At 70.1% G+C, this 16674-nt stretch carries 17 protein-coding genes; 10 read left to right on the top strand and 7 right to left on the bottom strand.

Features of this window, described 5'->3' with window-relative positions; genetic code table 11:
* Positions 1-34: 34 nt before the first annotated feature.
* Entirely contained in the window at positions 35-499 is a 465-nt protein-coding gene (locus OG707_RS16360; RefSeq protein ID WP_329118843.1) for a hypothetical protein, read from the bottom strand.
* Between the two features lie 65 nt (positions 500-564).
* Here OG707_RS16360 and OG707_RS16355 point away from each other — a divergent pair, with 65 nt between their 5' ends.
* Complete coding sequence (locus OG707_RS16355) at positions 565-1188, top strand: PadR family transcriptional regulator (protein ID WP_329118840.1); 624 nt, start codon at positions 565-567, stop codon at positions 1186-1188.
* Positions 1189-1254: 66 nt separating this feature from the next.
* Here the strand turns inward: OG707_RS16355 and OG707_RS16350 are convergent, their stop codons facing one another.
* The gene (locus OG707_RS16350; protein ID WP_329118838.1) at positions 1255-1650 is read right to left on the bottom strand and encodes a J-domain-containing protein; all 396 of its coding nucleotides are present in this window, start codon (positions 1648-1650) and stop codon (positions 1255-1257) included.
* Between the two features lie 119 nt (positions 1651-1769).
* Here OG707_RS16350 and OG707_RS16345 point away from each other — a divergent pair, with 119 nt between their 5' ends.
* Positions 1770-3476, top strand: a complete 1707-nt coding sequence (locus OG707_RS16345) for an AMP-dependent synthetase/ligase (RefSeq protein WP_329118836.1) — start codon at positions 1770-1772, stop codon at positions 3474-3476.
* Positions 3477-3725: 249 nt separating this feature from the next.
* Here the strand turns inward: OG707_RS16345 and OG707_RS16340 are convergent, their stop codons facing one another.
* Positions 3726-3929 carry a cold-shock protein gene (locus tag OG707_RS16340; protein ID WP_003967102.1) on the bottom strand — a complete coding sequence of 68 codons (204 nt, stop codon included), beginning with the start codon at positions 3927-3929 and terminating at the stop codon, positions 3726-3728.
* Positions 3930-4212: 283 nt separating this feature from the next.
* Here OG707_RS16340 and OG707_RS16335 point away from each other — a divergent pair, with 283 nt between their 5' ends.
* Together OG707_RS16335 and OG707_RS16330 are read left to right on the top strand one after the other, a co-directional pair.
* Positions 4213-5061: a menaquinone biosynthetic enzyme MqnA/MqnD family protein gene (locus OG707_RS16335; protein ID WP_329118834.1), complete on the top strand. Its 849-nt coding sequence runs from the start codon at positions 4213-4215 to the stop codon at positions 5059-5061.
* Between the two features lie 56 nt (positions 5062-5117).
* Positions 5118-6773 (top strand): protein kinase domain-containing protein, encoded by a 1656-nt coding sequence (locus tag OG707_RS16330; protein WP_329118832.1) that lies wholly within the window; start codon positions 5118-5120, stop codon positions 6771-6773.
* A 6-nt stretch (positions 6774-6779) separates the two neighbouring features.
* Here the strand turns inward: OG707_RS16330 and OG707_RS16325 are convergent, their stop codons facing one another.
* Positions 6780-7163 (bottom strand): hypothetical protein, encoded by a 384-nt coding sequence (locus tag OG707_RS16325; protein WP_329118830.1) that lies wholly within the window; start codon positions 7161-7163, stop codon positions 6780-6782.
* Positions 7164-7202: 39 nt separating this feature from the next.
* Positions 7203-7763: a hypothetical protein gene (locus OG707_RS16320; protein ID WP_329118827.1), complete on the bottom strand. Its 561-nt coding sequence runs from the start codon at positions 7761-7763 to the stop codon at positions 7203-7205.
* A 100-nt stretch (positions 7764-7863) separates the two neighbouring features.
* Between OG707_RS16320 and OG707_RS16315 the strand changes: the two genes are divergently transcribed.
* From OG707_RS16315 to OG707_RS16300, 4 genes are all read left to right on the top strand, one after another.
* Entirely contained in the window at positions 7864-10092 is a 2229-nt protein-coding gene (locus tag OG707_RS16315) for an outer membrane protein assembly factor BamB family protein (RefSeq protein ID WP_329118825.1), read from the top strand.
* Positions 10093-10173: 81 nt separating this feature from the next.
* On the top strand, positions 10174-11373 hold the full coding sequence (gene mqnC, locus OG707_RS16310; RefSeq protein ID WP_329118823.1) for a cyclic dehypoxanthinyl futalosine synthase: 1200 nt from the start codon (positions 10174-10176) through the stop codon (positions 11371-11373).
* Between the two features lie 7 nt (positions 11374-11380).
* On the top strand, positions 11381-11980 hold the full coding sequence (locus OG707_RS16305) for an imidazolonepropionase-like domain-containing protein (protein ID WP_329118820.1): 600 nt from the start codon (positions 11381-11383) through the stop codon (positions 11978-11980).
* Between the two features lie 55 nt (positions 11981-12035).
* A complete protein-coding gene (locus OG707_RS16300) occupies positions 12036-12734 on the top strand; it encodes a demethylmenaquinone methyltransferase (RefSeq protein WP_329118818.1) in 699 nt (232 codons plus the stop codon).
* A gap of 24 nt (positions 12735-12758) precedes the next feature.
* Here the strand turns inward: OG707_RS16300 and OG707_RS16295 are convergent, their stop codons facing one another.
* Positions 12759-13274: a GNAT family N-acetyltransferase gene (locus OG707_RS16295; protein WP_329118816.1), complete on the bottom strand. Its 516-nt coding sequence runs from the start codon at positions 13272-13274 to the stop codon at positions 12759-12761.
* A 100-nt stretch (positions 13275-13374) separates the two neighbouring features.
* On the opposite strand from OG707_RS16295, the gene OG707_RS16290 reads away from it, so the two are divergent.
* On the top strand, positions 13375-14658 hold the full coding sequence (locus OG707_RS16290; protein WP_329118814.1) for a geranylgeranyl reductase family protein: 1284 nt from the start codon (positions 13375-13377) through the stop codon (positions 14656-14658).
* Positions 14659-14752: 94 nt separating this feature from the next.
* Here the strand turns inward: OG707_RS16290 and OG707_RS16285 are convergent, their stop codons facing one another.
* Entirely contained in the window at positions 14753-15601 is an 849-nt protein-coding gene (locus OG707_RS16285) for a C40 family peptidase (RefSeq protein WP_329118812.1), read from the bottom strand.
* Positions 15602-16295: 694 nt separating this feature from the next.
* Here OG707_RS16285 and OG707_RS16280 point away from each other — a divergent pair.
* Entirely contained in the window at positions 16296-16655 is a 360-nt protein-coding gene (locus OG707_RS16280; protein WP_030379754.1) for an NADH-quinone oxidoreductase subunit A, read from the top strand.
* Positions 16656-16674: the final 19 nt, after the last annotated feature.

Here is a 16674-nt window from a genome sequence, read left to right as displayed (position 1 = left end):
GGTTCGGGTCGTGGGGCTCCGCCGCCAGTGCCGGTCAGGACTGCAACTCCCTGGTCCTGGTCGGGTCGTCGATGGTCGGGACGCCGCCGGTCCGGTGGACGTGGCGCAGGTCCTGGAGGTACGCGCGGGAGAACATCGCCGACAGGAGCGCGATGCCGCCGCGGTGGACGCGGATCTCGCTGTTCGTCGCGGAGCCGGAGAGCCGGATGCGGCGGCCGGCCTTGTCACCGGTGGAAGCGGCCCCGGAGTCCTTGATCCTTCCGCGGGCGGTCCAGCTCAGGTTCCAGTGGTCGATCGCGGTGTTGTCGGCGACGAGCAGCTTCACCATGGCGCGGTCGAGGTCCAGGTGGATGTCGATGTCGTCGGGGAGGTCGGGGGAGCGGAGGTCGAGAACGGTGGAGCCGTGCCGTGCCTTGATCTCGAAGTGGCCGGCGTCGGTCCAGTTACCGAGGTGCTTGATGAGGGTGTGGTCCGAGTGGATGCGCTCTGTGGAGGTCATGGATAAATAGTTGCACTGAAACTAGTTGCTCGTCAACTAGTTTGGATGAGGCTAGTATCAGTTCCATGAACGCGACCCCTCCCCGCAGCTCCCCGCTCGCCCTCACCGTCCTGGCCCTGCTGCACTACAAGCCGCTGCACCCGTACGGGATCCAGCGGCTGATCAAGGACTGGGGCAAGGAGCAGGTCGTCAATGTGAGCCAGCGCGCGAGCCTCTACCGCACGATCGAGCGGCTGCACGGGGCCGGGCTGATCGAGGTCCTGGAGACCGGGCGCGACCAGCTGTACCCCGAGCGCACCGTGTACGAGCTGACGGACGGGGGGCGCGAGACCGCACGCACCTGGCTGGAGGAGATGCTCGCGACGCCCAAGGCGGAGTTCCCGGAGTTCCCGGCCGCCCTGTCGAACCTGCTGCTGCTCTCGCCGGAGGAGATGGCCGACCGGTTGCAGCTCCGGGCGGACGCGCTCGCCCAGAAGCTGGAAGGCATCGAGTCGGGCCTGCTCGCCGAGAAGGCGCAGGGCCTGCCGCGCGTCACCCGCCTGGAGACGGAGTATCTGCGGGCGGTCACCGACGCGGAGCTGGAGTGGGTGCGCGGGGTGGTCAAGGACCTGCGGGCGGGCCGGATCACCTGGACGCCGGAAGTGCTGGACGCGTTCGCCGAAGGGGCGGGGGAGCCCGGACAGCAGTGAGCCCGCCCCGGCGCGATGCCGGGACGGGCCGATGCAGGCTGATACGGGCAGGTCGGGGCGGGTGCTTCAGCGCCCCGCCCGCCACTCCTCGACCGCGGCCTCCACGTCGAACCTCTTCAGGTTCAGCGGCGGCCCCGGCGGCGGCATCCGCGTCGCCGCGTCGATCTTGACGTTCACCTCGGTCAGGATCCGCCGCACCTGGGCCTCGGTCCGCGCCTCCGCGACCGCCTCCACCGCGTCCTCGGCCTCCTTGCGCAGGGCGAGCGCGGGCGGCAGGACCGAGACGCCCTCGCGGTGCATCTTGCCCTTGATCCACCAGAGTTCGTCGTACGGGGCCTTCTCGTCCGGGAGCGGCTTGCCGAAGCCGGGCAGGTCCTTGAAGTCGCCGCGGTCCGACGCATCCCTGACCTGCTTGTCGACCCACGACTCGAAGTTGACGCCCGGGGGCTTGCGGTCGGTCACCTGAAGGCCTTCCGTCGAGAGGAACGGGGCGGGCCGGGTCCCGCCACGGCCGCCCCTTCACCGTACCTCCGTGCGCATCGGCCTTCCGTGGGCAGCCCGCCGTCCCTACCTTCGGGTACATGACCCCCACCGAGAGCCGACGGCCAGAGACCCTTGCGGTGTTCACCGAGTGGACGGGAGAGAGGTACGGCGGCGTCCCCGCGCTCAGCGGCGGCAGGGGCGGGACGTTCCGGATGTCGTATACGGAACTGCGCGACGCGGTACGGGAGATGGGCCGCCGACTGGTCGCCCGCGGCATCGCCCCCGGCGACCGCATCGGCATCCTCTCCGAGACCCGCCCCGAGTGGACACTCCTCCACTTCGCCGTCTTCGCGGCGGGCGCGGTCGTCGTCCCCGTCTATCCGACGGCGGGCGAGGAGGAGGTCGCCTGGGTGCTCGGGGACTCCGGTGCGGTGGCGGTGGTCTGCGAGGACGCGGCGCAGGCGGCGCGGGTGGAGGGCGTACGCGACCGACTGCCCGCCCTGCGCGACGTCCTGCTGATGGCGGACCTCCCGGCGCTCCCCGACGCGGCGCCGCTGCCCGAACTCCTGGGCCGGGCAGCGGCGGTCAAACCCTCCGACCTGTGCTCGATCGTGTACACCTCGGGGACCACGGGCCCGCCCAAGGGCTGCCGGCTCACCCACGCCAACCTCGGCGCGATCCTCGAAGCGAACCTCGACGTGGTCGACGGGGGCCCGGGAGACCGCACCTACCTCTACCTCCCGCTGGCCCATCTCCTCGCCCAGCTCATCGAGTTCACGACGCTGATGTACGGCGGTGAGCTCGCGATCTTCGGGGGCCGCATCGAGGACGTGGTGCAGGAGCTGGCGCAGGTGCAGCCGACGCATCTGCCGTCCGTGCCGCGCCTCTTCGAGAAGATCCACTCGGTGGTGCGGTCGCTCGCGGAGGCCGAGGAGGGCGGGGGAGCGCGCTTCGACGAGGCGGTGCGGGTGGGGGTACTGGCTGCGGACGGTGCCCTTCCGCCCGAACTCGCTGACGCCCACGCCGCGTTCGACCAGTCCCTCTACTCCCTGGTCCGCGCGGCCTTCGGCGGCCGGCTCCGCTCGGCGGTGACGGGGGCGGCGCCCATCGCGCCCGCGACGATGGACTTTCTGCGGGCGTGCGGGATCCCGGTGTACGAGGGGTACGGAATGACGGAGTCCGGCGGAGTGATCGCCCTCAACCACCGGGCGGCGTCGCGCCCCGGCACGGTGGGCCGGGCGATCGCGGGCTGCGAGATCCGGATCGCGGAGGACGGGGAGGTGCTGGCCCGGGGCCCGATGATCTTCCCCGGCTACCACGCCGACTCCGGGGCGACGGCGGCCGCGCTGGACGGGGACGGCTGGCTGCACACGGGCGACCTGGGGGAGCTGGACGCCGACGGCTACCTGACGATCACCGGCCGCAAGAAGGACCTGATCATCACGTCCGCGGGCAAGAACCTCTCCCCGTCCCAGGTGGAACTGGCGATCGCCCGCTCCCCGTACGTCGCGCACGCGGTGATGATCGGCGACCGCCGCCCGTACCCGGTCGCACTGATCACGGTCGACGCGGAGGCGGTGGCGGGCCGGGAGAACGTACGACAGCTGGTCCAGGAGGCGGTGGACGCGGCGAACGAGACGGTCTCACGCCCGTCGAAGATCCGCGCATTCGCGCTCCTGGAGGAGGACTTCACGATCGAGACCGGGGTCCTGACCCCGACGCTGAAGGTGAGGCGGGCAAGGGTCCTGGACCACTACGCGAAGGAGATCGAGGAGCTGTACGGGGGTTCCTCCGGGCCCCAGTAAGCGACCTTCGGCCGCTTGTCCTCAATCGCCGGACGGGCTGATTTTGCCCGCACCTGCGAGCCTGCATCGGGAAAAATCAAGCCCCTCCGGCGATTGAGGAGCGGGGTCCGGGGCGGAGCCCCGGAGGAGGTCCGCCCCGACACGGGCCGGCCCCGCAAAGGCAGGAGCCCCGCAGCCGTACGGAGTTCCGTACGGAGCAGGGCTCCTTGGGTGGTGCTATCCCGACCGCGATCCGATCGGCCCGGGCAACTAGGCCGGGGTGACGTTCTCCGCCTGCGGACCCTTCGGGCCCTGCGTGACGTCGAAGTTCACGACCTGGTTCTCCTCGAGCGAGCGGAAACCAGACGCGTTGATCGCGGAGTAGTGGACGAAGACATCCGGGCCGCCGCCGTCCTGGGCGATGAAGCCGAAGCCCTTTTCAGCGTTGAACCACTTCACGGTTCCGGTAGCCATAAGCCCTCCTTGGGCCACTGGGTTGCCCTGCTCCAGAACCTGCTAAGAAGTCTGAAAACTACAAAAGCCTGCGGGTTACATGCTCCGCAGGCTCTGTACTGCAAGGGAAACCAAACTGCAACTTGCGGCGAGAGTAGCACGCAGAATCGGGGCGGCGGAAGAGGGCAAGATCACCTCTCCGTGAAGTTTGACGAGCCCTTGGCGGACCCTTCCCCTGACCCCCGCCGCCCCCTCCGAGAGGCCCGCCAGACCCCTCCCCGCACGGCAGGTCTAGTCTCGCGATGTGGACATTTCTCGCAGCCGGCCGCGCGTCGGACACATCCAGTTCCTGAACTGTCTGCCCCTTTACTGGGGGCTGGCCCGGACCGGGACCCTGCTCGATCTCGACCTGAGCAAGGACAGTCCCGAGAAGCTCAGCGAGCAGCTGATCCGCGGTGATCTCGACATCGGTCCGGTCACCCTCGTGGAGTTCCTCAAGAACGCGGACGATCTCGTGGCCTTCCCCGACATCGCCGTCGGCTGCGACGGCTCCGTGATGTCGTGCGAGATCGTCTCGCAGGTCCCCCTCGACCGGCTCGACGGCGCGAAGGTGGCGCTCGGCTCGTCGTCCCGTACGTCGGTGCGCCTCGCCCAGCTCCTCCTGGAGGAGCAGTACGGGGTGCGCCCCGACTACTACCAGTGCCCGCCCGACCTGGCGCTGATGATGCGCGAGGCCGAGGCCGGGGTCGTCATCGGCGACGTGGGCCTGCGCGCGTACCTCCGCGATCTGCCCAGCCCCGAGCTGGCCGTGCACGACCTCGGCCAGATGTGGAAGGAGCACACCGGGCTGCCGTTCGTCTTCGCGATCTGGGCGGTCCGCAAGGACTACCTGGCGCGCGAGCCGGAGATGGTGCGCGAGGTGCACCGGGCCTTCCTGGCCTCGCGCGACCTCTCCCTCGAAGAGGTCTCCAAGGTCGCCGAGCAGGCGGCGCGCTGGGAGACCTTCGACGCGGCCACGCTGGAGCGTTACTTCACGACGCTCGACTTCCGCTTCGGTCCCGAACAGATCGAGGGCGTACGGGAGTTCGCGCGCCGCGTCGGCCCGACGACCGGATTCCCGGCCGATGTGAACGTGGAACTGCTGACGCCCTGAACGCGGTCTACGCTCCTGGAGCAGGAGTGTGACTGCCGAGGGGGACGAGGCACAGCATGCAGCCGCTCGAAGCGGGCGAACCAGGGACCATCGGCGCCTACCGGCTGCTCGGCCGGCTCGGCGCGGGCGGGATGGGCCGCGTCTATCTGGGGCGCAGCGCGGGCGGTCGTACGGTCGCGGTGAAGGTGGTGCATCCGCACTACGCGCTGGACGAGGAGTTCCGGGCCAGGTTCCGCCGCGAGGTGGAGGCGGCCCGCCGGGTGGGGGGAGCGTGGACGGCCCCCGTCCTCGATGCGGACCCGGATGCTCCTGTTCCGTGGGTGGCCACGGGATATGTGGCGGGCCCGGCGCTCTCCCAGGCGGTCGCGGCGCACGGCCCGCTGCCCGAGCATTCCGTACGGACGCTGGGCGCGGGCCTGGCGGAGGCGCTTGCCGCCGTCCACCATCTCGGCCTCGTACACCGCGATGTGAAGCCCTCCAACGTCCTGCTGACCGTCGACGGGCCGCGGCTGATCGACTTCGGGATAGCCCGCGCCACGGACGGCACGGCCTCGCTCACCTCGACGGGCGTCTCGATCGGTTCGCCCGGCTACATGTCGCCGGAGCAGATCCTCGGCAAGGGCGTCACAGGGGCGGCGGACGTCTTCTCGCTGGGTGCGGTCCTGGCGTACGCGGCGACCGGCGCACCCCCGTTCCCGGGCGACTCCTCGGCCTCGCTCCTCTACAAGGTGGTGCACGAGCAGCCCGAACTGGACGCGGTTCCGGACGGGTTGAGGGAGCTGGTCGCCGCCTGCCTTTCCAAGGACCCGGCCGGCCGGCCCTCGCCGCGGGCGGTCGCCGAGCAGTTGGCGCCCGACGGGGCGGCCGCCCTGGTCGCGGTCGGGTGGCTGCCGGGGCCCCTGGTCGAGGAGGTGAGCCGTACGGCGGTACGGCTGCTCGACCTGGAGCCCGGCGTGGAGTCGGTGCAGGACTCGGGGCCGATCCCCTTTACCAGCCCGGCGGTTGCGGGCTCCTTCGGCCCGCCGGACCCCTCCTTCGCGGCCGCGCACGCGGTGGCCCCCACCGAACCGCCCGGCCGTCTCTCCCTCTCGGTGAGCGCCGACACGCAGCCGGAGGGCCGACGCGGCCGCAAGGTCAGCTGCACGGTGGTGCTGGCGGTCGCGGGGGCGCTGGCGGTGGCGTCGGTCGGCGGGACGCTGCTCTACAACGGGCTGCGGGACCAGGGGACTTCGCAGAACGACGCGACGGGCAGCAGGCCGACGCCGACGGCCACGACACCGGGCTCGACCTCGGCATCGACGCCCACGCCCAGTGCGACTTCCACGCCCGCCCCCGGTCCGGGGTCGGTCCCGGCCGCGTACGCCGGCAACTGGCAGGGACCGGTCACGGTCACCGTCCTCGACAAGCCGCTCCCGGCCGGCACGCTCACGGTGGCGCTCAAGCAGGGCAGGACGGGCGAGGAGATCGGCACGGCCAGCCAGGTGGACGCCCTGGGCACCTCGGTCTGCGTGGACGTACTCGTACTGAAGAAGACGACGGCCGGCGAGCTGATCGCGGACGGCACCGCCCGCAACAAGCCCGGCGACGCGGACAAGTGCACCAGCGGCACGCACGTGGTGCGCCTGAAGCTCACCGGGGACAAGCTCACGTACACCTCGTCCAACCCCGAGGGCGGCAACCCGTACGGAACGCTGACCCGCCAGGACGGCTGACCGCCGTCAGCCCTCCGCGCGCCGGAGCGCATCGTCGTGGCGGCGGAGCGCGGACATCGCCGTACCGGTGGCGAGGAGGGCCGCGCCCGCCGCGGATATCGGCACGGACAGGACCAGAGCGGTGACGGGCCCGGTCCAGTCGCGGTCGGCGTCGCAGCGCAGGGCGCGGTCGTGGGCGTCGGTGGTGCGGTCGTCGATGTAGAGGTCCCTGCGCTCGGAGAACGCGGGCGCGGAACAGTCCACCTCCCAGACGGTGGAGGTGAACGGCGTGAACATCTCCCAGGCGGCATAGGCCCAGATCACGGCGGCGAGGCAGAGCAGCCCGACACCCCAGCCCCTGAGCCGGTCCGACCTGGCGAGAAAGTCCTGCTCGACGGCGGCTGGGTGCACCGAATCCCCCTGTGGTGAAGGCGAGTTGACGCCGCGACCCTATCCGTGAGCGAAGGGCAGGGTGCCCGGGGGGACCTGGGCGTCCCGCGCCTTGTCGCCGACGGTCAGCTGGTCGCCGTAACCGGCCTCGGACCACACGAGCTTCTTGAACTGCTCGGGCGTCAGCACGCCCTGCCACGGAGCGCCGCCGGGGCAGAACACCGACTCGCAGCCGTAGCAGTAGTGCGCGGGCTGCCACAGCCAGTTCGCGCGGGGTTCGCCCGCCTCCTCGGCGGCCTTCTCGCGGCGGTCGCCGCGGACCACGACGACCGTACCGATGACGAGCAGGATCGCGAGAACCACGCCGCCGAGCACCCACAGCGGCTTCTCCTGCTGCATGCCCGTGTACGCGAGGCCGCCGCCGAGTCCGATCAGGACCAGGCCCTCCAGGCCGTGGACGAAACCGTCGCCGGACTTGTCCGGGCCCTTCGCCAGCCTGCCGAAGAGGTCCTTGCGGGTGGCGCCCTTCCCGGTCCTGGCCTCCTCGACGTTGCGGACCTCGGCCCCGCCGCATCGGGGGCAGCGGACATCAACACGCTGATACGCACTCTCAGTTGACATTTGGGCAACGCTACGGGAAGGGGGCGCACCACGCTCCTCTACTGTGTCGCTGTGCACAGCGCACGCACCACCGCCGACCACACCTGAAGGACTGCCCGACATGGACCAGTTGCAGCCGGATGATCCCCAGACGCTCGGTTCCTACCGGCTGTTGAGCGTGCTGGGCGCCGGCGGCATGGGCAAGGTGTATCTGGCGCGCTCGCCCGGCGGCCGTACCGTCGCGGTGAAGGTCGTACGGCCCGAACTCGCCGCCGACCAGGACTTCCGGCAGAGATTTCGGCACGAGGTCGAGATAGCCAGGGCCGTCTCCGGCCGCTACACCGCGCCCGTCGTGGACGCCGACCCCGAGGCGACGCTGCCCTGGCTGGCGACCGCGTACGTCCTCGGCCCCGACCTCACGGACGTGGTGACCGCCCACGGCGCGCTGCCCGAGCACACCGTCCGGGCGCTGGGCGCGGGTCTCGCCGCAGCGCTCCAGGAGATCCACGCGGCCGGGCTGATCCACCGCGACCTCAAGCCGTCCAATGTGCTGCTCGCTGCCGACGGGCCGCGCGTCATCGACTTCGGCATCGCGCGGGCCGTGGACGGAAACCGGCTGACCCAGACGGGAGTTGTGGTCGGTTCGCCCGGTTACATGCCGCCCGAGCAGGCGCTCGGCCAGGACGTCGGGGTCGCGGGCGACATCTTCTCCCTCGGCGGGGTCCTCGCGTTCGCCGCCACCGGGCGCAATGTCTTCGGCGAGGACCTGGCCCCGGCCGCCATGCTCTACCAGGTGGTCCACGCCGAACCCGACCTCACCGGCGCCCCGCCGATGCTGACCGGGCTGATCCGCGCCTGCCTGGCCAAGGACCCGGCGGCCCGCCCGTCCCCGGCGGAGATCATCAACTCCCTTGCCCCCGGCGGTACCGGGCAGGTCCTGGCCGACTGGCTGCCCTCCTCGGTCTCCTCGACCATCGCCACGCACGCCTCGCGCATCCTCGACCTGGAGACCCCGGCGGCAGGCAACACCCCGATCCCCGTACCGGGCCCCGGTCAGGGCTTCGGCCCTGCGCCCGCCGCCCACACGGTCCTGGACAACTCGGCCCCCGCGCCCGCAGCCCCCGGCCGCCGCCGCTTCCTCGGCATCGCGGCGGGCAGCGTGGCCGGTGTGGCGGTCGTCGGGGCGGGCGCGGTGTGGGCGATGAACCGCAAGGACGGTTCGTCGGACGACGACGCCAAGGACAAGACGGACCGTACGGACAAGAAGAAGCCCTCCGAGAAGCCCGAGGTCTTCAAGACCCCGGCCAACGGTGTCGCCCCCCAGATCCTCTGGCACAAAACCGCAGGTCACGGCGGGCTGAACTACCTCCTCCCGCCGCTCGCCATCGGCCCCACCGTCGTCATCAGCGGCGAGGAGATGCAGGGCTTCGACGTGAAGACCGGCGCCCGCAAGTGGCGGACGAAGGAGATCGAGGCGACCTCCAGTGCGGGGAAGATCGTCGCCTCGGGCGGGATGTTCTTCGTCGGGAGCGGTGACTACGACGGCACGCTCGTCGGCTTCGACGCCCAGACCGGCAAGGAGGTCTGGCGCACCCGCCTCGGCGGCAAGCTGACCGCCAAGGCCCCGATCGGCGCCGACGACAAGAACGTCTACGGCATCGCGGAGGTCGACGACCCCGACATCAAGAAGAACCTCACCGCGATCTACGCCCTCGACATCAAGACCCGCAAGATCGTCTGGCAGGAGCAGCGCGACGAGGGCACCGAGGACTACGGCTTCGAGCTGACGGTCGTCCCCGGCCACCTCGTCTACACGGACGGCCGGAAGAACCTGACCGTGCGCTCCAGCTCCAAGGGCACGCAGCTGTGGAGCAAGAAGGTCGCCGACGGCTCGGTCGCCAACAAGGTCGCGGTGCACGGCAACGTCGTGATCGTCAGCGGCAAGACGATGCGCGGGTACGACCTGAAGAAGGGGACGCTCCTGTGGACCCTGCCGCCGGCCGGGCGCAGGGGCTTCCAGCCGCCGTTCGTCTTCGACGGCGTCGCGTACGCCTTCGACTACGACAGCGGGGTCTGGGCGATCAACCCGAAGAACGGCACGAAGATCTGGATGAGCACGGACCTGGCCAAGGAGCCCTTCTCCTCGTGCCTCGTGAAGGTGGGCGGCAACCTCTACGCCGCGTCGTTCTTCGAGTCCGGCGGTGTGTACGCCATCGACGCCCGCACCGGCGAGCTGCGCTGGACGTACAACGACACCCGCAGCTTCGAGGACAGCTGGCGCGTGGCGGCCGCGGGGAACCGGCTGATGGTCGCCCATGCGGACGAGCTGTACGCGGTCCCGGCCGTCTAGAAGGGCTGGCGTAGGCTGGATCGGACGTTGCAATCCGATACTCCAGCTCCTTACACAGCCCCTTGGGAAGGACCCACCCCGGTGACCACGAAGGCCGACCTTCAGTCCGTCCTCGACCGTGCCGCCGCAGGCGGGCGCATCACCCCCGAGGAGGCGCTCGACCTGTACCGCGACGCGCCGCTGCACGCACTGGGTGCGGCGGCCGACGCGGTGCGCCGCCGCCGGTACGCGGGGACCGAGCACATCGCCACGTACATCATCGAGCGGAACATCAACTACACGAACGTCTGCGTGACGGCGTGCAAGTTCTGCGCGTTCTACGCGGCCCCGAAGGACACCGCCAAGGGCTGGACGCGTGACCTGGACGACATCCTGCGCCGGTGCGCGGAGACGGTCGAGCTGGGCGGGACGCAGATCATGTTCCAGGGCGGGCACCACCCGGACTTCGGTGTCGAGTACTACGAAGAGCACTTCGCGGCGATCAAGAAGGCCTACCCCCAGCTGGTGATCCACTCGCTGGGCGCTTCCGAGGTCGAGCACATGGCGCGGATCTCCAAGGTGTCGGTGGAGGAGGCCATCTCGCGCATCCACACGGCGGGCCTGGACTCGTTCGCCGGCGCCGGCGCCGAGCTGCTCCCGGAGCGGCCGCGCAAGGCGATCGCCCCGCTGAAGGAGTCGGGCGAGCGCTGGCTGGAGATCATGGAGACGGCGCACGGCCTGGGCGTCGAGTCGACGTCGACGATGCTGATGGGCACGGGCGAGACGAACGCCGAGCGCATCGAGCACCTGCGGATGATCCGTGACGTGCAGGACCGGACGGGCGGCTTCCGGGCCTTCATCCCGTACACGTACCAGGCCGAGAACAACCACCTCAAGGGCCGTACACAGGCAACGATCTTCGAGTACCTGCGCATGATCGCGATCGCCCGGATCTTCCTCGACAACGTCGCGCACATCCAGGGCTCGTGGCTCACCACGGGCAAGGAGGCGGGCCAGCTGTCGCTGCACTACGGCGCGGACGACCTGGGCTCGATCATGCTGGAGGAGAACGTGGTCTCCTCGGCGGGCGCCAAGCACCGCTCGAACCGGATGGAGATCATCGATCTGATCCGCAAGGCGGGCCGGGTGCCGGCGCAGCGCGCGACGACGTACGAGCACATCGTCGTGCACGAGGACCCGGCGAACGACCCGGTCGACGACCGGGTGGTCTCGCACATCTCGTCCACGGCGATCGAGGGCGGCACGGCCCACCCCGAGCTGAAGCTCATCTCTACCAACTAGGGCTGTTTTGCTGACACTTCACACCGCCGAGGCCTCTCCGGAGGCCGCGGTGCTGGTCGACGGGGCGTCCGTCGCCGCGATCGGTACGTACGAGGACCTGGCCGCCGCACACCCCGACGCACGGGTGCGCCGGTGGCCGGGCATCCTCGTGCCCGGCCTGCTGAACCCGTACGGGCTCGAGATCCTCGAAGGCACCTACCACCCGGATCCGCGCGAGGCGGACGAGTTCGGCACGGTGCCGCTCGGCGGGGAGCGGGCGCGGGAGATCTTCCGCGCCGACCCGTCCCGGCTCGGCGCCAGCGCCCGCCGGGGCGTCCAGCGGCTGCTCGCCCACGGCACGGTCGCGGTCGCCGGCGAACTGCGCGCGCGCCCCGTGGTGGACGCGGTGCGCCGGGCGGGCCTGGGCATCGCCCGCAGACCCGACCGCCTGACGGGCCCGGTCTCCTTCTCGCCGACACCGCTGATCCTGCTGCCGCAGCTGGCGGTGGACGGCCCGGCACGCTTCGCGGTCTTCGACGTACCCGACCGTGCGGGGCTGGTGCGGCTGGGGGCGGGCACGTGCGTGGCGACGGTGATCGGCGGCCGGCTGGTGTACCGGCGGGTCTGACACCCCGATGCTGGCCGCCCGCCGCGCCCCGGACCCCGTACGACACAATGGCGACGTGACCCGCGCATCTCTGGACAAGCAGCCGCACGAAGTCGCCTCGATGTTCGACGACGTGGCGGCGAACTACGACCTCACCAACGACGTGCTCTCCCTCGGGCAGGACCGCGTCTGGCGCAAGGCGGTCGCCAAGGCCGTCGACGCGCGCCCGGCGCAGAAGATCCTCGACCTCGCCGCCGGGACCGCCACCTCGTCGCTCCCCTTCGCGCAGGCCGGTGCGTACGTCGTCCCCTGCGACTTCTCCATCGGCATGCTCAAGGTCGGCAAGGAGCGCAGCCCCTGGCTCCCGATGACGGGCGGCGACGCGACGAAACTCCCGTTCCGCGACGACGTGTTCGACGCCGTCACGATCTCCTTCGGCCTGCGCAACGTCCAGGACACGGACGCCGCGCTGCGCGAGCTGTACCGGGTGACGAAGCCGGGCGGCCGGGTCGTGATCTGCGAGTTCTCGCAGCCGGTCTGGAAGCCTTTCCGTACGGTCTACACCGAGTACCTGATGCGCGCCCTGCCCCCCGTGGCGACCGCGGTGTCGTCCAACCCGGACGCGTACGTCTACCTCGCCGAGTCCATCCGCGCCTGGCCGAACCAGCCGGAGCTGGCGGCGAAGCTGCAGCGGGCCGGCTGGTCGAGCGTCGCGTGGCGCAACCTGACGGGCGGGATCGTCGCGCTGCACCGCGGCACGAAGCCCCAGCCCTAGAACCGCAGCCCTAGAACCGCGGCCCTAGAGATCCAGCCGGTACCGGTTCCCCTGCTCCATCGACCGGGGCAGGGTGAACGTCTCCGCGAGCTCCATGCCGAGGCGCCGCGTCACCGCGATCGAGCGCTCGTTACGGGCGTTGACCATCGCGTGCACCACCCCGACCCCCGAGGCCCGCACCCGCTCCAGGGTGGTGCGGGCCGCGGCGGTGACGTAACCCTTCCCCCAGTACTGCCGTCCGAGCCGCCAGCCGATCTCTATCTCGCCGACCGGACCGAAGTCCTCGCGCGGCCACGGCTGGGCGCCCGTGAAGCCCATCACCTGGCCGTCCGCGTCGACCAACGTCCAGAGACAGAAGCCGTGTTCGGCGTCGTGCCGGCGCTGGCGGGCGGTCAACTCCTCGTAGACGGACAGCTCGGCGGCCCTCCCGCCGTGGAACTCCATCACCTCCGGGTCGGCGAAGACGCGGTGCCAGGCGACGGCGTCCTCGTCCGTCGGCACACGCAGCGCAACGGCAGGCAGAGCAGCAGGCTCGGTCACTTCGCACTCACCCTTCGGAATTCCGATCACGGGACCCCCATAGACTGCCCCTGACCGGTGCCGATCGGCACGCGAATTCGAGTCTTCGGGAGAACCCGCCGTGACCGAGCCCCTCTCCGAACACACCGCAGATGTGATCGTCGTCGGGGCAGGCCCAGCCGGCTCCACGACCGCGTACTACCTGGCGAAGGCCGGCCTCGACGTCCTTCTCCTGGAGAAGACCGCGTTCCCGCGCGAGAAGGTCTGCGGCGACGGCCTCACACCGCGCGCCACCAAGCAGCTCGTCGCGATGGGGATCGACATCTCCGAGGAAGCGGGCTGGCTGCGCAACAAGGGCCTGCGCATCATCGGCGGGGGAGTGCGCCTCCAGCTGGACTGGCCGGATCTCGCCTCGTTCCCCGACTACGGACTCGTGCGCAAGCGCGACGACTTCGACGAGCAGCTGGCCCGCCAGGCGCAGAAGGCCGGCGCCCGCCTGCACGAGCGCTGCAACGTCGGCGCCCCGATCATCGACGACCGCACGGGCCGCATCATCGGCGTGAACGCCAAGCTCGGCGAGGAGAAGACCCCGGTCACCTTCCACGCCCCGCTCGTGGTCGCCGCGGACGGCAACTCCACGCGCCTGTCGGTCGCGATGGGGCTGCACCGGCGCGAGGACCGGCCGATGGGCGTCGCGGTCCGTACGTACTTCACCTCGCCCCGCCACGACGACGACTACCTGGAGTCCTGGCTGGAGCTGTGGGACCGGCGCGGTGCGCAGGACCGGCTGCTGCCCGGCTACGGCTGGATCTTCGGCATGGGCGACGGCACGTCCAACGTCGGGCTCGGCATCCTCGACTCCTCGTCCGCCTTCAAGGAGCTGGACTGGCGCGAGGTGCTGAAGGCGTGGTGCGCGTCGATGCCGGAGGACTGGGGTTACGTACCCGAGAACATGACGATGCCGATCCGCGGCGCCGCCCTCCCGATGGCCTTCAACCGCCAGCCGCACTACACGAAGGGCCTGCTCCTCGTCGGTGACGCGGGTGGCCTGGTGAACCCCTTCAACGGCGAAGGCATCGCGTACGCCATGGAGTCCGGCCAGATCGCGGCCGACGTCATCGTCCAGGCGCACGCCCGCGCGACGGACGCCCAGCGCGAACTGGCCCTGCAGAACTACCCGAAGGTCCTCAAGGAGACCTACGGCGGGTACTACACGCTGGGCCGCGCCTTCGTGAAGCTGATCGGCAACCCGAAGGTCATGAAGATCGCGGCACAGCGCGGTCTGACGCACCCGGTGTTGATGAAGTTCACGCTGAAGATGCTGGCGAACCTGACGGACCCGACGGGCGGCGACGCGGCGGACCGGATCATCAACGGCCTCTCGCGGGTGGCCCCGAAGGCCTGACCCCAGGTCCGGCGAAGCCCGAAGGGCCCGTATCCCGAGCGGGGGATACGGGCCCTTCGGGCATTTCCGTACAGATCAGTCGATAAGTGACTGCTCAGAGAACGCGGACCGCGCCGGTGGGCTGGTCGTAGTCCAGCGGGCGCTCGACCACACCGGTGCTGGAGTTCTGCGCACCGACGAAGTTGCCGCCGCCGACGTAGATCGCGACGTGGTAGGCGCTGCCGGCCGAACCCCAGTAGAGGATGTCGCCGGGCTGCAGGTTGGACAGCGAGACCTGGGTGCCCGAGGTCGACTGGTCCTGCGAAACGCGCGGCAGGTCGACGCCGATGGAGGCGTACGCGGCCTGGACGAGGCCCGAGCAGTCCCAGGAGCTGGAGCCGGTGGCGCCCATGACGTACGCGTCGCCGATGTGCGACTTCACGAAGCTGACGATGGTGGCCGCGGAGCCGGTCGCCGTCGAGGAGCTGCTGGAGGACGCGGAGGAGGACGACGAGGACGAGCTGGAGGCGGAGAGCGTGGTGCGCGCCGTGGAGCGCGAGGCGCGCTCCTCGGCCTCCGCCTTCGCCTTGGCCTCGGCTTCGGCCTTCTTCTTGGCCGCGGCCTTTGCCTTGGCGTCTGCGACGTCCTTGGCCTTCTTGGCGTCCTTGGCCGCGCTCTGGGCTGCCGCATCCTGCTGGGCCTGCTGCTGGAGCTCCTCGGCGGCCTGCTGGGTGGCGTCGGCGGTCAGCGCGCTGGCGGTGGAGCCGGTGGCGGCGAGACCGGTGGTGATGACGGGCATCGTGGCGGTGGTCTCGTTCGCCGTCTCCGCCGCGTTCGCGGGGATGGCGGCGCCGGCTACGGCGATGGCACTGAGGACGCCACCGGTAACTCCGGCGCGGACCGCTGCCTTCGCTGCGTTTCGGCGGGGCTTCCGGTGGCTGGGTATGTGAGCGGTGTGGGACATGAGAACTACGGCTATCAGGGGTTTGCGGTTGCCATCAAGAAACGTGTGTTGCGCCACAGTTACGTTCGGAACCGCCCAATCCGCTTCCTGGCGGCCCTTATTGACGCCGTAACGGGCAATTCGGGCATGCATGATCACCGCCATGAGCAGGGGTTTCTGCAATACGCCCGAATTGCCCGGTGCTTACCATCCGTTCACACGGTTGGCCAAGCCCCGTTTCGGGACGGTCGATTCCGTGTGGCGCAGGTCACTCCCTGACCGTCCGTCAGCCTCTCGGGAGCTCGTGAACGCACTCACGCGTCCACCTCCGGCACGCGAACTCCCCCGCGCGAGTGAGCCCCGGGCTTCTATCACCCGTCGCGGTCCATCGCCAATTTGCCTGTAGCCGCCATCGCTTGATAGTGCCGCGCGCCCCCGACCAGCGGTAACGCGTCCAGATGTCACAACTGGTGATCACTCAGGCGCTTCGCGTATGAAGATCACCGCTCATCCGACTTCATGATCCTTCGTCAGGTGGTGGAGATCACAAAGGCGTTGTTGTAACCCGTGTCGCAGATCACAGACCGGCAGGCATAGGATGCGGGGCAGCCGGGCTTGTGACCTGCTTCACATATTCGCGATCTTCGTCGAACAGGCGGAGCGCGAGAGCCCGTTGCGGTCCAACGGTCAAGGACGACTGGAAGGAGCGAGGAGCGTGAACGCCTATGCGCCCATCCTCGTGCTCGGCGCCCTCGGGGCAGGGTTTGCGATCTTCTCCGTGGTCATGGCCACGCTAATCGGCCCCAAGCGGTACAACCGGGCAAAGCTCGAGGCGTACGAGTGCGGCATCGAGCCGACGCCAACACCGGCCGGAGGCGGCCGCTTTCCCATCAAGTACTACCTGACGGCGATGCTCTTCATCGTCTTCGACATCGAGATCGTCTTCCTCTACCCCTGGGCGGTCACCTTCGACTCCCTGGGGATTTTCGGGCTCGTGGAGATGCTGCTCTTCGTGCTCACCGTCTTCGTCGCCTATGCGTATGTATGGCGGCGCGGCGGTCTGGAATGGGACTGAGGGGCTGAGGGGCACACCT

Origin of the sequence: Streptomyces sp. NBC_01465, assembly GCF_036227325.1 — a bacterium.
GTDB lineage: Bacteria > Actinomycetota > Actinomycetes > Streptomycetales > Streptomycetaceae > Streptomyces.
Note: the sequence above shows the minus strand (reverse complement) of the source record. Positions and strands in the feature narration are given on the sequence as shown.